This window comes from Rhizobium aethiopicum, from assembly GCF_014197535.1.
GTDB lineage: Bacteria > Pseudomonadota > Alphaproteobacteria > Rhizobiales > Rhizobiaceae > Rhizobium > Rhizobium aethiopicum_A.
Window position 1 is genome coordinate 1 of record NZ_JACIFV010000023.1, and the last position, 15,988, is coordinate 15,988.

Genomic DNA, 15,988 nt, shown 5'->3' on the forward strand with positions numbered 1-15,988 from the left:
CTCGACAACCAGAAAATAGACGGAAAACCTCCGTCTGACGGGGCATGCGCCTGCGGCATTTCGATTCACCCAGAACTTTCCCCGGACAGCCCTGCGTTTACGGGGAGAGGGTTAGGGTGAGGGGCAGCCATCTGCACGAAGAGGACAGCATTGCAGCACAATCGGGAGTTTCGGTCTCTTCGAGATAATAAGGCAGGAACGGGGATAATTGCCAGCGTTCCATCCGTTCGGCAGTTATCACGAGATCTTCATCTGGCTCGAATATGCCCTCGACGTACCATCGATTGAGACTTATCCTTGCGTAATAGGAAGCGATATCGATTCCCAATGACGGCAGCCTAACCCGCATATATTCCCGCTGCATTCTTGGAACGACTTCAGTGGAAAGGCGCGCCAGGAAAGCCTCTTCAGCGGCCCTCTCTGCGCCGTGGGCTAAAACCGGCATTGCCAGCGCCCCGCAGAGCAAAGCAGCCTGGATCAAACTTCCATCTAACCCCATGTCGAGCCCCTCAGCTTTCCCGAGCATGGTAGCGGTAGCAGCGCGCAAGCGCCATACAACTTATCTGCGACTGCTCAAAATTCCTGCTGGCGGCACACCCCTGGCGATCCGCCTCACTCAACCTGGCATTTCGCCTCATCAGCAACAAACGATTCACCATTGTTGATGGCAAAAATCGCGCTAGAATGCCTACCATGGCGGCGTCCGTCCTGAGAATGGGCGTTGCACCCTGTTTCTGTCGACAATCGTGGAGGAGTATCGATGGCAACTGAACGATGGAACAGCCCGGTCACGGTCGGTTTCGAGGGAGCCGATGCGCGAACGGTCACCGGGCCGTTCGATGCCCTGAAATGCCTGGCGGATTTCTGGCCGAGTTCGCGTGGGCTTCATTATATCAAGGCCCGCAGCACCTGCCGGGCGGCGCTCGACGGGCGCAAGAGCGTGGAGGAGGCGAGAGCCGAGTTCCTGGCGGCGGCCGAAGAGGCGAAGCTGAAGCTGCACTAGTAAGGCCGCCGGCTATTGTCGATTTGTTCGGCATGACGTGCCGGAACGATACAATGTATAATTTTTACTTAACCCTGCATCCAGCAGGCGCCGGGTTTTGGCGCAAAAGGCGTTGCGCCTGAGACAGGTGTTTCGATAGAAAACAGGCAGCCATCATGATGATGGTCAGAGGCTCGTCACCGGAAACGCAGGCGAGCCTCGTTCGAGCAGATCGGATTTTCAGCAGTCCGCCCCGCCTTCATTTTCCACCTCGAGATAGCCTACACCGATGATCGTGCCGTCTGCCGCGCGAATGAAGGACGGCAGATAGTGCGGCTCTGCCGGCTTGCACGCGGCCGTCTCCGTATATTCGTTGAGAGCGATCTGGTCCTTCGGAAGCGCGGAATAATTTGTGCCGGTTTCGAGTGAGGCATGGGCGGAGCCGGCAAAGACACCGCAACCGATAATCAAGGTCGTTGCCCAGAGGCGAAGAAGCGACTGCATGATGGTCTCCAGCGTTTCAGGTCCGGCATTTCAACACGTGGCGGCTCACTTGGTTCCCTCAGCGCCGCAATAGGCGGCTATGCACATGGCTTCGGCTGACGATGCTGCCGCTATCTAAGGCCGCCCGTCCCGGCGCATGAAACCTTCGAGAGGACGACGGGCAGGCAGCTCTTGGCGAAAGAGGCTGCGGCTTCCATATTCGGTTCGAAAAGAGGGATGACGACGATGAAAGTGCTTCTGCCCGCCTTTGTTGCCGCGGTTTTGCTGGCCGGCTGCTCCTCGGCTGATAGCCCGGCGCTGGAACCCATTCACGGGAGCATCACCTATGGCGGCCAGCCGCGGACCAAGCTCACAAAATCCCCGATCGGCAGCGCCGTCTACAATCAGTTCTACAATGAGACGGGGCAGCGCGTGGAGGAAACCTATATTCTTCAGCCGGACCGCAGCTTGAAACTGGTGCGGCGCGAGGTGGGACCGGATTTTCCCGATTGAGGATCGCCGAGCCGCAGGCTTGACAGCGGGCGAAATCGCGAACATTCAAGGAACATCTAATCTTCTCGCAGTGATTCTGCGGGAGCCCGACCGGACGGCTGGATGTATCTCGAAAAGCTCAATCCCCAGCAGCGCTTAGCCGTCGAGCACGGCACGCTCACCGACGGCAGCCATATTGCCGGGCCGCTGCTGGTCATTGCCGGCGCCGGCTCCGGCAAGACCAACACGCTGGCGCATCGCGTCGCCCATCTGATCGTCAAGGGCGCCGATCCGCGCCGCATCCTGCTGATGACCTTCTCGCGCCGGGCAGCCGCCGAGATGGCGCGGCGCGTCGAGCGCATCTGTCGTGATGTGCTGGGTTCGAATGCCGGCGTCATGGCCGATGCGCTGTCCTGGTCCGGCACCTTCCACGGTATCGGCGCGCGGCTGCTGCGCGATTATGCGCAGCAGATCGGCCTCGATGCCGATTTCACCATTCACGACCGCGAAGACAGCGCCGACCTGATCAACCTCATCCGGCACGATCTCGGCTTCTCCAAAACGGAAAGCCGCTTTCCGGCCAAGGGCACTTGCCTTGCCATCTATAGCAGGGCGGTGAATTCGGAGACCGCGCTCGATCAGGTGCTGCGCGACGCCTTTCCCTGGTGCGCGGCGTGGGAGCAACAGCTGCGTGAGCTTTTCGCCTGCTATGTCGAGGCGAAGCAGGCTCAGAACGTGCTCGATTACGACGATCTCCTGCTCTACTGGGCGCAGATGGTCGGCGAGAGCGTGATTGCCGAGGATATCGGCCGCCGCTTCGACCATGTGCTCGTCGATGAGTATCAGGATACGAACAGGCTGCAGGCCTCGATCCTGCTGGCGCTGAAGCCCCAAGGGCAGGGGCTGACCGTCGTCGGCGACGACGCGCAGTCGATCTATTCCTTCCGTGCGGCGACGGTGCGCAATATCCTCGATTTTCCCGGTGCCTTCAGCCCGGCCGCTAATGTCGTCACCCTCGACCGCAATTACCGCTCGACGCAGCCGATCCTGGCGGCGGCCAATGCCGTGATCGATCTGGCCTCAGAGCGCTTCACCAAGAATCTCTGGACCGAGAGGCAATCGGCGGAGCGGCCGCGCCTCGTTTCGGTACGCGATGAGGCCGAGCAGGCGCGTTATATCGCCGACAAGGTGCTCGACAACCGCGAGGAAGGCCTGAAACTCAAACAGCAGGCCGTGTTGTTTCGCGCTTCGCACCACAGCGGGCCGCTGGAGGTCGAGCTGACCCGGCGCAACATTCCCTTCGTCAAATTCGGTGGCTTAAAGTTTCTCGATAGCGCCCATGTCAAGGACATGCTGGCCGCGCTGCGTTTCGCCCAGAACCCGCGCGACCGGGTGGCCGGCTTCCGGCTGATGCAGATCCTGCCGGGCGTCGGGCCATCGACGGCGCAGAAGGCGCTCGACCTGATGGCCGAGGATGCGAGCCCGATATCGGCGCTGGCCGAAATGCCGGCGCCGCCGCGCTCCGGCGAGGACTGGACCGCCTTCGTATTGATGCTGCAGGAGCTGAAATCCGGCCAGGCCGGCTGGCCGGCGGAAATCGGGCTGGCGCGGCAATGGTACGGCCCGCATCTGGAACGGCTGCATGAGGACGCCGCGACCCGGCAGGCCGATCTCCTACAGCTCGAACAGATCGCCGGCGGTTATGCCTCGCGCGAGCGTTTCCTCACCGAACTCACGCTCGATCCGCCGGATGCGACCAGCGACCAGGCCGGCGTGCCGCTTCTCGACGAGGATTATCTCATCCTGTCGACCATCCATTCCGCCAAGGGTCAGGAATGGACGAGGGTCTTCATGCTGAATGTCGTCGACGGCTGCATTCCGAGCGATCTCGCCGTCGGCGCCACCGCCGAGATCGAGGAAGAACGCCGGCTGCTCTACGTGGCGATGACGCGGGCGAGAGACGGCCTCGATTTGGTCGTGCCGCAACGCTTCTTCACTTATGGGCAGAACGCGCAGGGCGACCGGCACGTCTATGCCTCGCGCAGCCGCTTCATTCCGGCGACGCTGCTGCAGTTCTTCGAGGCCTGCAGCTGGCCGCAGGTGAAATCGGACGCCGCCGCCCAGGCGCAGGCCCGGCAGGTGCGTATCGATGTCGGCGCCCGCATGCGCGGCATGTGGCGATAGAACCTTTCTGGTTAAACGCTGCAGCACCGCGCATCCTTTCAGACACGCGGTGCTGCAGATTGTCGTGAACGCAGATCGCTGCACGCTTTTGTGCGCTCAGTAGTCCCAGACGACCGGCACCCAGCGGAAGGCTTCGCCGTCAACCGCGACATGGCAGACGGATGGGAACGGCAGGTGCGTGGCCACCAGCATCTCGCCGGTCGCCGCCAGCTCCCGCAACAGAGTGACCCGGACGCGTGCCGCTTCCTCGGGGTCATGCTCGAAGCCGTTATGCCAGTCAGGCTGATCGAACCCGACCGCGAACACGGCATCACCGGCAAACATCAGCCGCTCGCCGCGGGACGCCAGGCGGACCACGCTGTGGCCGGGGGTGTGGCCGCCGGTGCGGGAGACGACGACGCCCGGCGCCACCTCGGACTGCTCATCGAACAGCCGCAACTGGCTCTGGTACTCGTTCACAAACCGCTTGGCGGTCGCCCGTAGCGCATCCGGGAAGCCCGGCGGCATAGAAGTCCGGGAGAAGTCCGGCGCCTCCCAAAACTTGACCTCGGCGGCGGCCACGTGAATCCGCAGGTCGGCACGCAAGCTTTCCTTCACGCCGTCGACGAGCAGCCCGCCGATGTGGTCCATGTGCAAATGCGTCAGCACCACGTCGGTCACGGACGCAAGATCGATGCCGGCGGCCTCAAGTCGCCTGATCAGCTGCCCGGCGCGCGGCAATTGCAAGTCCGGATCCATCCCCAGACCGGCGTCGATGAGGATGGTCTGCGCACCGCTGCGCACCACAACCACGTTCAGAGGCCAGTCCAACGCGTCTCTCGGTAGGAACATGTCGTCCAGCCAGGCTGCCCGAACCGCCGGTTCAGCATTGTGCGCCAGCATCGCGGTTGGCAGCGGCAGTACGCCATCGCTGATGATCATCACCTCGATCTCGCCGATTCGCACCGCGTAGCGCGATGGAACCAACTCGTCGAGCCTTGGCCTGCCGGTGTCGTCCAGCTTGTTTGTCTCCTGCTGACCAGTCGTACGAGGTTTTGCTTCTGCCTGCGACATGATGCGCTCCTGTTTTGGGTGATCGAGAAGTGTGGGGTCACCCTGCGGACACTATGTTGGCGCGTGTTGACGGTCGATCGGATCAAGGGAGAGGTAAAGCTAGGCTTTCGGACAGGACGGCCCATGGTTTCGGCGGGGCACAGCGCAGATTTGGCGTGAAGAGGCCGGCATGAGGGCGCAGAGGCTCTCGCCCGGGGCGGTGCCCCGCATACATCAATGCAGAAGGGTTACAGCATCAAAGCGAAAGCGGCGGCTCGGCCGGTTTCAGGAAGCGCTCGACCGTTTCCGCCGTCACCGCCTCGACCGAGGCCGGCGACCATTTCGGATTGCGGTCCTTGTCGATGACGGCGGCGCGGATGCCTTCGAAGAAATCGGGATTATCCAGCATCTGCAGGCAGGCGCCGAGTTCGCGGCGAAGACATTCGGCGAGCGAGGCGCTGCGCCGACCCACCCTCAGCAGCCGCAGAGCGAGTTTCAGGCTGGTCGGCGAACGACTGAGCAGCACCCGGCACGTCTCGGCGGCAAAGTCGCCCTCTTCCTTGGCGAGAGCCGCGAGGATTTCCTCGACACTGTCGAAGGAAAATGCGCGGTCGATCACATCGACATTCTGCCGCAACCGGCTTTCCCCCAGCGGCTCGGAAAATCCCTGCAGCAGGGCATCGACTTCAGACGACACGCTGGCGCGCGGCAGGTGGCAAAGAGCGTCGATCACCGCGTCGAGCCGCGACGAAGCGATCTGAAGATCGGCGAGACCCGCATAGATCGCGTCCGCAGCACCAATATCGAGCCCGGTCAGGCCGAGCCATGTTCCGGCTTCGCCGGGTGCCTTCGGCAGCAGCCATGTGGCTCCGACGTCAGGGACATAGCCGATGCCGGTTTCCGGCATGGCCAGCCGCGTGCGCTCGGTGACGATGCGATGGCGGCCGTGCGAGGACAGACCGACGCCGCCGCCCATGGTGATGCCGTCCATCAGCGCGACATAGGGTTTGGGATAGACGGCGATCATATGGTTGAGGCGGAATTCCTCGCGCCAGAAGGTTCCGGCGAGATCATTGCCGGCGCGGGCGCTTTCATGCAAGGCACGGATATCACCGCCGGCACAGAAGCCGCGTTCGCCTTCGCCCGTTATCACGACGCTCGCCACGTCGGATTCGGAGGCAAAGCCCTGAAGGGCTTCGGCAAGCGCGCGGATCATCGGCAGCGTCAGACTGTTCAGCGCCCGCGGCCGGTTGAGCCGGATGATGCCGGCAGTGCCCCGCCGTTCGATGATCACTTCGCTGTGCTGCATGGTTCACCTCGTCTGTTGAACCATGCATAGACGAGGATGCGGCATCGCTCCAGAGTATTTGCGGGCGAGCACCGATCGATTGCTCAGGCCGACAGGGCGTCTCGGGCTGACGCTGCGGCTTCGCAGCGGCCCGCATATTCGATGGCGAGTTCCAGCGGCAGAGGCCGTGAGAAATAATAGCCCTGCGCCAGACGCACCCCCATCGCCTTCAATCCCTCGGCGATCGCTTCGCTTTCCACGCCTTCGGCGACCGAGGCGATGCCGAGATTCTGACAGAGGTTGGCGACCGAGCGAGTGATGTTCATGCAACGGGCGTCGCGATCGAAATTCATCACGAAACCCTTGTCGATCTTCAGCTTGTCGAAGGCAAGGCGATGAATATGGCTGAGGCTCGAAAAGCCGGTGCCGAAATCATCGAGGGCGATCGAGATGCCGGCGGCGCGCAGCATCGTGATCACCCGGTCGGCCGTGTCGAAATCGGAGAGCAATGCGGTTTCGGTGATTTCGAATTCGATGCGCTTTGGGTCGACGCCGGAGCGGGTGATCATGGCAAGCAGCGCCATCGAGGTCTCATGATCGCAGATATCGCGGGCCGAGAGGTTGAAGGAGAGCCTCAGATGCCGCGGCATGATCGCCAGCGCTTCGAGCGCCTGGGCAAAAAGGATGCGCGTCATGCGACCGATCACGGCCGTGCGCTCAGCGGCGGGAATGAAGGCTGTGGGACTGATGCGTCCGAAACGGGCGCTATCCCAGCGGGCGAGCGCCTCATAAGCGACGACGCGGCCGCTCTTCAATTCGACGATCGGCTGGTAATCGAGCTTCAATTCCCCGGCGAAATCGTTTGCCTGCAGCTCGAGTTCGATCAAGTGGCGCTGCGTCAGGATCTTTTCGTGTTCGGCAGAGAAGAATTCGACGCCGCTGCTGCGCTTGCTCTTGACCTGGTAGAGGGCGAAATCGGCCTTCTCGTAGAGATCTTCGGCGGTGTATTCGCCGAGATCGGGATAGACGATACCGCAGGAGCCGAAGACGCGCACCGAGCCGTCGGGGATTTCGATGGGATCACGGACGGCGGCGCAAAGCGCCTGGCCGAGATCGGCGACCGCCTGGTGCGTCATCGATGAGGGGAAAATGATGCCGAATTCGTCGCCGCCGAGACGGGAGACGATACCCCCCTCGCCAACCAAAGCGGTGAAGCGTCGGGCCGTTTCCTTGAGCACGAGATCGCCGGCGGCATGGCCGAAAACGTCGTTGACGGGCTTGAAGCCGTCGAGATCGATAATGCCGAGAACGGGCGGCGAGAACGGATTCTTCTGCAACCGTTCTTCCAGGGAGAGAAAGAAGCTGCGGCGATTGGCAAGGCCGGTCAGCTGATCATGCAGCGCGTTGCGGCTGTTGACGAGGTTCAGCTCCTCGGCCTCCGCCTGCTTCTTCTTCAACTCCTCGGTCAGTTGCACCAGGCCGACGAAATTCTGGAAATAGCTGTTGATTACCCTGAGGAAGGGTAGGATCAGGAAGAGGCCGCTGACGGCGGTCGCCACGAAAACGGGATTGCCGGAGAACATGAAGGTGGTGATCATGGCGGAGAAGGTGATGACCGTGGTCATCGCCGCAGCCATCGGCAGATGCATCAGGCAGAAGATGCAGGAAATGCCGGTCACGACGAGGAAATAGGCGATCTGGCCTTGCTGCGACGCATCGCCATATTGGTAAAGCGCGATCGACCAGCTGCCGAAAGCGACGGTCAGGATGCCGGCGCCCGATATCGTCACCTTCATCAGGCGATAGGCCCGCTCGGCGGTGATGTTTTCCTTGCCCCTGATCTCCCACCAGCAGAGACGGAAGAAACAGACGACGCTGAGCGCCAGGGGAATGTAGAGCGACAGCCACAGCGGCGCGGATTTCAGATGGGTGATCGCCACCGCCAGCGCATTGATGATCAGCAGGATATAGAGAATGGGGATCTGCGACGACAGGGCCTGGAACTGCGCCATCAGAAGCGTCGGATTGTCTTTTTGCAGCTGCAATGAAGCCAGAAAGTTCTTCATCTTCTCTTATCCGTCGGCCGGAGCCAGCCAGAGAAAGTTTGGTGTTTCCTTATTCACGTCACATCATGCGAGACCGCGGGTGCGGAGGTAACCGGGCCGTTGCCGCCAGGCGCCGATTAAAAGGATGCGGCGGCAAGTGCCCGGTGGATGCTGTGCAGGTCGTCGACGTTTCTGTTCGACAGGAAGAGTTCCCAATCGAGCGAACTCTGGACGATGGTCTCAAGCGAATCGTAGCGGGGCTTCCAGTCGAGCACCTGCCGGGCGAGCGAAGGATCGGCGACGACGCTGGCCGAATCTCCGGCGCGCCGCGGCGCCATGTGAATCTTGAAGGAATGCCCGTGCAGGCGGGTGACCATGTTCAAAACGTCGAGCACGGAATAGCCGCTGCCATAACCGCAATTGGCGACGAGCGGGCCCTTGTCCCTGCGCAGGTGCTGCAGCGCTTTCAGATGCGCATCGGCGAGGTCGGTGACATGGATGTAGTCGCGCACACCGGTGCCGTCATGGGTGGGGTAGTCGATACCGTAGACATGGACGCTGTCACGCTTGCCGAGCGCTGCCTCGCAGGCAACCTTGATGAGGTGCGTGGCGCCCGAAGTCGACTGGCCGGTGCGGTGGTGCGGGTCGGCGCCGGCGACGTTGAAGTAGCGAAGCGCGACATAGTTGAAATCATAGGCGGCGGCGGCATCGCGCAGCATGAATTCGGTCATCAGCTTCGACTGACCGTAAGGATTTTCCGGATTGAGGGGTGCCGTCTCCTTGACTGGCAGGTCCGTCTGCTGCTGGCCGTAAACGGCGGCCGTCGAGGAGAAGACGAAATTGCGGATGCCAGCCCTGACCGAGGCGGAAAGAAGCGCCCGGGTCTTGCCGGAATTGTTGTCGTAATAGGAGAGCGGATCGGCGACCGAAACCGGCACGACGGCGGAGCCGGCGAAATGGATGATCGCCTCGATGTCGTTTTCGATGAAGATCTTCTTCAGGATGTCGGGGTCGGCGATGTCGCCGAGATAAAAACGCGCCGCCGGCGCCACCGCCCAGCGGAAGCCGGTGGAGAGACGGTCCAGCACGACCACATCCTCGCCGGCATCGATGAGCGCCCAAACCATGTGACTGCCGATATATCCGGCGCCGCCCGTCACCAAAACCGCCATGCCCCACACCCCACTTCCATTTATAAGCAGGGGCATCAGGCGCCGGTTTTCTTTCCAATTTTCTTATCACGGCGCCGTTGGAAGGCTTTTGAACGGGTATGTTTGGAGTCGTGGTTAGAGGCCGATTTCGGTCTTTGCTACAGTTTTATCGATCGGGCGATTCCGGCACGAAATCGTCCCGGCAGTGCGTGCGCCCCGCCCCTCTCAGCGCTTGAGAATATAATCGCAGAGACGCTCGGCCGCGATCGCCACCTGGGCGGGGTCGCGCAGGAAACAGGCGCGCAGGAAGAGCTCGCCGCCGGCGCCGAAGGCAGTCCCGGGCGCAAGGCCGACGCCTGTCTTGTCGACAACGTCGATGGCGGCGCTACGGCTGTCGGTGACCCCGTCGATCTTCAGGAAAGCATAGAGCGCGCCGTCCGGCTTCAGCGTCTCGACACGATTGGTGGCAATCAGCGCGTCGCAGAGGACATCGCGCGACCGCGCCGCCTTGGCGATATTGGCGGCGACGAAATCGTCGCCTTGATCGAGGGCTGCGACGGCGCCTTTCTGCATGAACTGCGCCACGCCCGATGTCGAATATTGGATGAGATTCTCGAGCACCTGGCCCATCTCGGGCGGTGCCACGATCCAGCCGACGCGCCAGCCGGTCATCGACCAGTTTTTCGAGAAGGAATTGACGAAGACGATCTTGTCGTCCGGCTCCATCACGTCGAGGAACGACGGCGCGCGGCCGCCGGCGAAGTAATAGAGGGCGTAGATTTCATCCGCCATGATCCAGAGATCATGTTTACGGGCGAGCGCCAGGATGTCGGCAAGATCCTTCTTCGTCGCCGTCCAGCCCGTCGGGTTCGACGGCGTGTTGATGAAAATGCCCCTGGTCTTCGGCGTGATCGCGGCTTCGATACGGTCGAGATCGACCGCCCACTTACCGCCTTCGAAATCCAGCTTAACGCCGACGGAGCACGCACCTGCTATTTCGAGGGCAGCGGCGATATTCGGCCAGGCGGGGGTGAGATAGACGAATTCGTCGCCCGGCGAGGTCAGCGCCTGCACAGCGATCTGGATCGCCTGCATGCCGGAACCGGTGACATAGAAATGCTCGGCCGGCAGCCGGACGGCGAAATGCCTGTGGTAATAATCCGAAAGCGCCCGGCGAAGCTCGGGGATGCCGCGCTGCCAGGTGTAGAAGGTCTCGCCGGCGGCCAGCGCATCCATCGCCGCCCTGCTGATGAAATCCGGCGTCGGAAGGTCACCTTCGCCCACCCAGAGCGGCAATAGGCCCTCGCGGCCACGGGCATAATTGACGACTTCGACGATCCCGCTTTCTGGCGCCGCTATGGCGCGCGGGCTGAGGCTTTTCACGATCGACATGCATATCTCCGGTTTCCGCCTTCATAGCGGATTTGTGCCGGCAAATCCTATGATAACAAATGATGGCATATCGATTTTCGTGATGAATAGCGGCCCGCTCGAACGCGGGCCGAAGACCGGTCAGACGGCCGGGCGGTTGGCCAAGAGATCGCGGATCTCGGTCAGCAGCTGGACGTCGGCCGGCGGCGGCGGCAATTGTTCCGGCTCCTGCTTTTCCTGACGCTCGACCTGCAGGCGCAGATAATTCACCGCCTTGACCATCAGGAAGATAATCCAGGCAAGGATCAGGAAATTGATGAGGACGGTGAGGAAGCTGCCATAGGCGAAGACCGCCCCTTGGGCGCGGGCGGCGGCCAGCGTCGGCGCGTTGACGGCCGACGAGAGCGGCAGGAAATAATTGGAAAAATCGAAGCCGCCGAAAATGGCGCCGACGATCGGCATGATAAGGTCGTCGACCAGCGATTTGACGATGCCGCCGAAGGCACCGCCGATGATGACGCCGACCGCAAGATCCATGACATTGCCGCGGGCGATAAAGGCCTTGAACTCATTGAGCATCGGATCCGTCTCCCTTCGATCCCATTTCAGAGATATGCCGTTGTTTCGATTAGCTACATCTTCGTTGCAATTAATCAATCGGCAATCGCAATTATCCGGCGAAGTCGCCATGAAGTCTTTGACTTAAGGTGTAGATGCGCGGGAATTTCCAAGGCAGCTGAAATGACTTAAGCTGCCCTTATTGCGGGAGGTGCCGGCGGCCTTTTCGCCGGCGGAGGGTCAATGCTTCCAGGCTGGGTCATATTCGCGTCTGCCTTCGGCTATCTGCTCCTGCTTTTCGCCGTGGCAAGCTACGGCGACCACAAGAACCGCGGGCCAGGGGCGCTTGAAGGCGGATGGCCCGTCGTCTATGCGCTGAGCCTTGCGATCTATTGCACGTCGTGGACCTATTTCGGCAGTGTCGGGCTTGCGGCGCAACGCGGCCTGGAATTTGCCGGCATCTATATCGGCCCCGTCCTCGTCTTCACGCTCGGCATGCCGCTGCTTCGCCGCATCATCGAGCTCGCGAAGGCGGAGAAGCTCACCTCGGTCGCCGATTTCGTCGCCGCGCGCTACGGCAAAAATCCGACGGTCGCAACGATCGTGGCACTGATCTCGCTGATCGGCACCGTTCCCTATATTGCGCTGCAGCTGAAGGCGATCTCGAGCACCGTCGGGGCCATGGTCAACCCGTCCGATTACGGCATCGGCAGCGGCAATCTCTATTTTCTCGATCTGCCGCTCATAGCGACCCTGGTGCTTGCCTGCTTCGCCATCATGTTCGGCACGCGACATACGGATGCGACGGAACACCAGGATGGGCTGATCCTCGCCGTTTCGATGGAATCGGTGGTCAAGCTGGTCGCCTTCCTGACCGCCGGCGTCTGCGTCATCTGGTTTCTTTTCGATGGCCCGGCCGATCTCTGGCAGAAGACTGTCGACGACGAGCTGGTTATGTCGGCGCTCGCTTACCATACGCCGATCAGCCGCTGGATTACCCTGATCCTGTTGTCGGCCTTCGCGATCATCATGCTGCCGCGGCAATTCCATGTGACGGTCGTCGAAAACCGGACGGCGAAGCAGCTGAAACTCGCAGGCTTCCTGTTTCCCATCTATCTCATATCGATCAATCTCTTCGTGCTGCCGGTGGCGATCGGCGGGCTGCTGACCTTCGGCGGCGGCGGTAACGCCGATTTCTACATGCTGTCGCTGCCGCTGGCCGGCCAGATGCCGGTAGTGACGCTGATCACCTTCATCGGCGGCTTCTCCGCCGCAACGGCGATGGTCATCGTCGATTCCGTGGCGCTGTCGATCATGGTGTCGAACGACATCATCATGCCGATCTTTCTCCGGCGTAAACTTGCCGGCCGCGCCGGCCAGCGCGACGATTTCGCCAAGACGCTGCTCAACATCCGCCGCAGCGCCATCTTCGCCGTGCTGCTGTTCGGTTATGCCTATTACCGCTCGACCGACAGCACCGCCGGCCTCGCCTCGATCGGTCTGCTTTCCTTTGCGGCGATCGCGCAGATTGCGCCGGCGCTGTTCGGCGGGCTGATCTGGCGGCGGGCGAATGCGCGTGGCGCCATTCTCGGTCTGACCTCCGGCTTCGTCATCTGGGTCTATCTGTTGTTCCTGCCTTCGCTTGGCGGGCCTGATTATTCCTATGTGGCGAGCGCCGTGCTCGGCTTCATCTTTCCCGGCGCGACGCTGTTTACCGCCGCCGACGCCGATCCGCTGGTCAATGCGACGGTCATGAGCCTGCTCGTCAACACCGCCTTCTTCATCGTCGGCTCGCTCACCCGCAATGCCAGGCCGCTGGAGCGCATCCAGGCCGGCATCTTCGTCAAACGGCATTCGCGCTCGCAGTTCGCCACCCGCGGCTGGAAGACCCGCATCAGCGTCGGCGACCTTAAGGCGGCGATCTCGCGTTATCTCGGCGAAGAGCGCATGCAGCGCTCGTTCACCACCTACGAACAAAGCTCCGGCCGCAAGCTGGAGGACGAACAGCAGGCCGACATGGCGCTGATCCATTTCAGCGAACAGCTGCTCGGCAGCGCCATCGGCTCGTCCTCGGCAAGGCTGGTGCTGTCGCTGATCCTGCAGAAGATCGAGGATGCCTCGTCCGACACCGCCTGGCTGCTCGACCAGGCGAGCGAGGCGCTGCAATATAACCAGGACATGCTGCAGACGGCGCTGTCGCAGATGGATCAGGGCATTGCCGTCTTCGACAGTTCCAACCGGCTGACGATCTGGAACCGGCGCTTCCGGCAATTGCTTGAACTGCCGGAGAATGCCGGCCAGGTCGGCTTTCCCCTCTCAGAGATCGTCACCATCCTCAGCCAGCGCGGCGACATCGCGCCCGGCGATCTCAACCAGACGGTGCGGCATTTCCTGACGCTCGACAAACCCTTCGCGCTGGTGCTCGCCGGCGGCGAGCGGATCATCGAGGTGCGCTCCAACGCCATGCCCGACAAGGGCATCGTCGCCACCTTCACCGATATCACCCAGCGCGTCAGCGCCGACCAGGCATTGAAACAGGCGAATGAGACGCTGGAGCAGCGCGTCGCCGAACGCACGGCCGAGCTTACCCGCGTCAACCGCGAACTCGCCGAAGCGCGGGCCGCCGCCGACGAGGCGAATATCGGCAAGACCCGCTTCTTCGCCGCCGCCGGCCACGACATCCTGCAGCCGCTCAATGCCGCCAGGCTCTATTCCTCGGCGCTGGTCGAGCGCATGGCGCAATCCGACAACAGCCCGATCGTGCGCAACATTGATTCAGCACTGGAATCGGTCGAAACCATCCTGGGCGCGGTGCTCGATATCTCCAGGCTCGATACCGGCGCCATGCGGCCGCGGCTTGCCTCGGTCGCGCTTTCCGACCTCCTGGAGCGGATCGAGACCGATTTTGCGCCGATCGCCCGGGAGAAACAGCTGAAGCTGGTGGTCATGCCGACATCGCTGCGCGTCCGCTCAGATCCGAACCTTCTGCGCCGCCTGGTGCAGAACCTCGTTTCCAACGCCATAAAATACACGATCACCGGCAAGGTGCTGGTCGGCGCGCGGCGGCGCGGCAACCAGGTGATCATTCAGGTGATCGATTCCGGCATCGGCATTCCGCCATCGAAATTTCGCACCGTGTTCAAGGAATTCGCGCGGCTGGACGAAGGCGCCAAGACTGCTTCCGGCCTTGGGCTCGGCCTTTCGATCGTCGACCGCATCGCCCGCGTGCTCAACCATCCGGTTGAGCTGCTCTCGACGCATGGCAGGGGCACTGAATTCCGCATCGCCATGCCGCTCGACGTCTCGCGCCCGGCCGAGGCTGCGGCAGCCGTCACCCAAGCCGACCGCCCCGAGCAGCCGCTCAAGGGTCTGAAGATCCTCTGCATCGACAACGAGCCGAAGATCCTCGAAGGCATGCGGTTGCTGCTCAGCGGCTGGGGCTGCGAGGTGGCGGCGGTGGATTGCCTTGCCGAGGTGATCGCCATGGACGGCCGGGATGGGCCGCCGGATCTTGCCATCGCCGATTATCATCTCGACGACGGCACCGGCCTTGCCGCAATCCTGCATCTGCGCCGGCAGTTCGGCATCGACATCCCCGCCTTGCTTGTTACCGCCGACCGCACGCCCGAAGTGCGCAGCGAGGCCGAGCGCTACGGCATCGCCGTGCAACACAAGCCGGTGCGGCCGGCGGCGCTGCGCGCCTATATCACCCAGATATCGGGCCTCAAACGCGCCGCTGCGGAGTAGCACAAGTTCAGTCGGGCGCGCTGATGATGCGCGAGACGAGATCGCGCACACGCGCCGTATCCGGCGCGTCGCCGAACAGGATGCGGTACATGATCGGCGCCACCACCTGGTCCATGACGAGGTCGACATCCGGAAAGGTCTCGCCGCGCGCCTTTGCCCTGTCTGCAATGACAACGATCTGCTGGCGCGTATATTCGCAGCACTTGCAGGCATTGGCGCCGGCCTGCGCGGCCAACACGTCGCGGATCATCTCGCGGCCCGGCCCGGAGGACATTTCTTCGGCATATTGTTCGGCCCAGGCCTGAAGATCGGCCCTGCCGCTGCCGGCGTCGACCGGCTGCATATCCGGCCGCAGCCGCTCGACGGCGACGTCGGCGAGAAGCTCCTGCAGATCGCCCCAGCGGCGATAGATGGTCGACGGCGTCACGCCCGCCCTGGCGGCGATCAGCGGGATCGTCACCTCCGTGCGATTCATCTCGGCCATGAGATCGCGCGCCGCCTTGTGCACCGACGCCTGGACGCGGGCGCTTCGTCCGCCCGGACGGAGATTCTCTTTCACTGCCATGCCTGCAACCCGACCTTCGTCCTGGCATTGATGGTTCAAAATCTTTGACAGGAGCATAAACGCAAATAATTTGCCTTTGCGGCTTATTCA

General features: G+C 62.2%; 13 protein-coding genes. 4 read left to right on the forward strand and 9 right to left on the reverse strand.

The genetic code is table 11. From position 1 onward, the window contains the following. Positions 1-97 precede the first annotated feature (97 nt). The gene (locus tag GGD53_RS24260; protein WP_184459312.1) at positions 98-499 is read right to left on the reverse strand and encodes a hypothetical protein; all 402 of its coding nucleotides are present in this window, start codon (positions 497-499) and stop codon (positions 98-100) included. Positions 500-760: 261 nt separating this feature from the next. On the opposite strand from GGD53_RS24260, the gene GGD53_RS24265 reads away from it, so the two are divergent. Beyond that, on the forward strand, positions 761-1,003 hold the full coding sequence (locus GGD53_RS24265) for a DUF982 domain-containing protein (RefSeq protein WP_010034787.1): 243 nt from the start codon (positions 761-763) through the stop codon (positions 1,001-1,003). A gap of 219 nt (positions 1,004-1,222) precedes the next feature. Here GGD53_RS24265 and GGD53_RS24270 read toward each other — a convergent pair whose 3' ends face one another. Next, the gene (locus GGD53_RS24270; RefSeq protein ID WP_184459313.1) at positions 1,223-1,486 is read right to left on the reverse strand and encodes a hypothetical protein; all 264 of its coding nucleotides are present in this window, start codon (positions 1,484-1,486) and stop codon (positions 1,223-1,225) included. Positions 1,487-1,711: 225 nt separating this feature from the next. Between GGD53_RS24270 and GGD53_RS24275 the strand changes: the two genes are divergently transcribed. Then, complete coding sequence (locus tag GGD53_RS24275; RefSeq protein ID WP_184459396.1) at positions 1,712-1,978, forward strand: hypothetical protein; 267 nt, start codon at positions 1,712-1,714, stop codon at positions 1,976-1,978. Between the two features lie 102 nt (positions 1,979-2,080). Then, positions 2,081-4,141, forward strand: a complete 2,061-nt coding sequence (locus tag GGD53_RS24280; RefSeq protein ID WP_184459314.1) for an ATP-dependent helicase — start codon at positions 2,081-2,083, stop codon at positions 4,139-4,141. Positions 4,142-4,237: 96 nt separating this feature from the next. Here GGD53_RS24280 and GGD53_RS24285 read toward each other — a convergent pair whose 3' ends face one another. The 6 genes from GGD53_RS24285 to mscL form a co-directional block, all read right to left on the reverse strand. Then, positions 4,238-5,194: an MBL fold metallo-hydrolase gene (locus tag GGD53_RS24285; RefSeq protein ID WP_184459315.1), complete on the reverse strand. Its 957-nt coding sequence runs from the start codon at positions 5,192-5,194 to the stop codon at positions 4,238-4,240. A gap of 235 nt (positions 5,195-5,429) precedes the next feature. Beyond that, positions 5,430-6,482 carry an enoyl-CoA hydratase/isomerase family protein gene (locus tag GGD53_RS24290; protein ID WP_184459316.1) on the reverse strand — a complete coding sequence of 351 codons (1,053 nt, stop codon included), beginning with the start codon at positions 6,480-6,482 and terminating at the stop codon, positions 5,430-5,432. Between the two features lie 83 nt (positions 6,483-6,565). Beyond that, positions 6,566-8,527 (reverse strand): putative bifunctional diguanylate cyclase/phosphodiesterase, encoded by a 1,962-nt coding sequence (locus GGD53_RS24295; protein ID WP_184459317.1) that lies wholly within the window; start codon positions 8,525-8,527, stop codon positions 6,566-6,568. A gap of 116 nt (positions 8,528-8,643) precedes the next feature. Further along, positions 8,644-9,678 carry a UDP-glucose 4-epimerase GalE gene (gene galE / locus GGD53_RS24300; protein WP_184459318.1) on the reverse strand — a complete coding sequence of 345 codons (1,035 nt, stop codon included), beginning with the start codon at positions 9,676-9,678 and terminating at the stop codon, positions 8,644-8,646. A 204-nt stretch (positions 9,679-9,882) separates the two neighbouring features. Further along, complete coding sequence (locus GGD53_RS24305; RefSeq protein ID WP_184459319.1) at positions 9,883-11,049, reverse strand: pyridoxal phosphate-dependent aminotransferase; 1,167 nt, start codon at positions 11,047-11,049, stop codon at positions 9,883-9,885. Between the two features lie 120 nt (positions 11,050-11,169). After that, positions 11,170-11,607 carry a large conductance mechanosensitive channel protein MscL gene (mscL, locus tag GGD53_RS24310; protein ID WP_184459320.1) on the reverse strand — a complete coding sequence of 146 codons (438 nt, stop codon included), beginning with the start codon at positions 11,605-11,607 and terminating at the stop codon, positions 11,170-11,172. A 222-nt stretch (positions 11,608-11,829) separates the two neighbouring features. Between mscL and GGD53_RS24315 the strand changes: the two genes are divergently transcribed. Continuing rightward, the gene (locus GGD53_RS24315; RefSeq protein WP_184459321.1) at positions 11,830-15,333 is read left to right on the forward strand and encodes a PAS domain-containing hybrid sensor histidine kinase/response regulator; all 3,504 of its coding nucleotides are present in this window, start codon (positions 11,830-11,832) and stop codon (positions 15,331-15,333) included. Between the two features lie 7 nt (positions 15,334-15,340). On the opposite strand, the gene GGD53_RS24320 is transcribed toward GGD53_RS24315, so the two are convergent. Next, positions 15,341-15,898, reverse strand: a complete 558-nt coding sequence (locus tag GGD53_RS24320) for a TetR/AcrR family transcriptional regulator (RefSeq protein ID WP_184459322.1) — start codon at positions 15,896-15,898, stop codon at positions 15,341-15,343. Positions 15,899-15,988: the final 90 nt, after the last annotated feature.